Here is a 1,788-nt window from a genome sequence, read left to right on the forward strand (position 1 = left end):
GCGGCCAATTGCCGCATGGCAAGCAGAATTTTAAAACTTTTTTTGAATGTCGCAATTAAGTCTGGAATTAAAGAAACTTTAGTTAATTCAATGGCTTGGGATATTTCTTTTGGTTACTACTACTTTCGAAGTCACAATAATGAAATTATATAAAAAAAGCCCGGCAATTTGCCGGGCTTAATGCACCTCGTTATACACAAGTCCAACCTCACTGGCCAGTCGTCAAAAAATCCCGTTTACATTCAATAAGTTAGCGCAGCCCTTGTAAACGGCGCAGATATCGCGTTTACTCTCGTCTTTTGCATGGCGCACTCGGCAAGCAGATCGACCGCATGGACGGAAACGGAATTCAAGCAACTTGATCTGGGCGATGCGCGCCGGAATAGGCGAGCGAGGATATTAATGGAGCGATTGGCGGCTGAGCCGACAGCAAGTGTACCGAAAGCCTGCAACGGCTGGGGTGAAACGGTGGCGGCATACCGTTTTTTCGACAATGAGGGCGTAGACTGGCGCGCGATCCTCGCGCCACATTGGCAGCAAACCCAGGAGCGCATGGGCCAGCAGCAAACCGTGCTGTGCTTGCAAGATACGACGGAGCTCGATTTCAACGGACAACAGGCAAGCGGCCTGGGGCCGCTCTCCTACGAAGCCCAGCGCGGCATGTATCTGCATCCGACTTATGCCGTGACTCCCCAGCGCGAACCACTGGGCATACTCGATTGCTGGATGTGGGCCCGCGAGAAAAAAGATGCATCGGGGTTGCGCGGCGGCCCCAAGGAAAGCCTGCGCTGGATCGAAGGCTATGACCGGCTGGCCGAACTGGCGCCGCAACTGCCGAACACACGCTTGGTGTATGTGGCCGACCGTGAAGCGGACATGCTGCCGCTGATGATGCGCGCCCAGGCACTGCACACCCCTGTCGATTGGCTGGTGCGTGCAGCCCACAATCGCTGCCTGCCTGATGGGGATAAATTGTGGCAGCAAACCTGTACTGGCGAACCGATCGGGCAAATCGAGTTTGCCATGCCCGCCCGGCATGGCGTGAAGGCGCGCACGGTGCGGCAGCACTTATGGGTACGGCATATCGAACTGCCAGCAGGCAAAGGAAACCAGGTCAGCGCCACATGCCTCATCGCCCGCGAATACGACGCACCGAGCGGCGCCAAGCCAATCGAATGGCGGCTGCTGATTAACCGCAACGCCGAAACGGCCGCGGCCGTGGTCGAACTGATTGATTGGTACCGTGCACGTTGGGAGATTGAGATCCTGTTCAATGTGCTGAAGAATGCCTGCCGGGTCGAGGCGCTGCAATTGGGTGCCATCGAGCGCATCGAACGCGCCCTGGCGCTGTATCTGGTGGTGGCCTGGCGGATCGCGCATTTGATGCGCCTGGGGCGCACTTGTCCTGATCTCGATGCCACCCTGTTCTTTGATCCGGACGAAATCGAGGCCGCCTATTTGCTACGCGAGAAAACGCCACCGCCTGCGCCTCGCCTGAACGAGGTCTTGCGCCAGATTGCTTGCCTCGGCGGCTTCCTGGCGCGCAAAGGCGATGGGGAGCCGGGTGTTAAAACCATCTGGCTGGGACTGCAGGATGTTTATGTCGCCGTCAAAACAATACGCCTACTGCGCCGACGTGAGCAGGCGAGTTGTGTATAACGAGGTGGGCTTAATGGGGTAAGGTATTAATTAGTCGGCCTTGAATAATCCCATACCGCCCGATTCTAAAGGCGAAACGCTCAAAAATCACTGCTGAGATTTGCAAGGTTTCGCTAAAATGGTGGCAAT

1 protein-coding gene is annotated in these 1,788 nt (G+C 56.0%); it reads left to right on the forward strand.

Translation table 11 applies throughout. From position 1 onward, the window contains the following. Window positions 1-303: 303 nt before the first annotated feature. The gene (locus tag ASD58_RS22945) at window positions 304-1,659 is read left to right on the forward strand and encodes an IS4 family transposase (RefSeq protein WP_057263546.1); all 1,356 of its coding nucleotides are present in this window, start codon (window positions 304-306) and stop codon (window positions 1,657-1,659) included. Window positions 1,660-1,788 lie beyond the last annotated feature (129 nt).

Origin of the sequence: Duganella sp. Root1480D1, assembly GCF_001427305.1 — a bacterium.
Classification (GTDB): Bacteria; Pseudomonadota; Gammaproteobacteria; order Burkholderiales; family Burkholderiaceae_D; genus Rugamonas.

Excerpts from the sequence above, each read along its gene's own strand:
- ASD58_RS22945 (WP_057263546.1), top strand. The coding sequence starts at position 304 with ATGGCGCACTCGGCAAGCAGATCGACCGCATGGACGGAAACGGAATTC.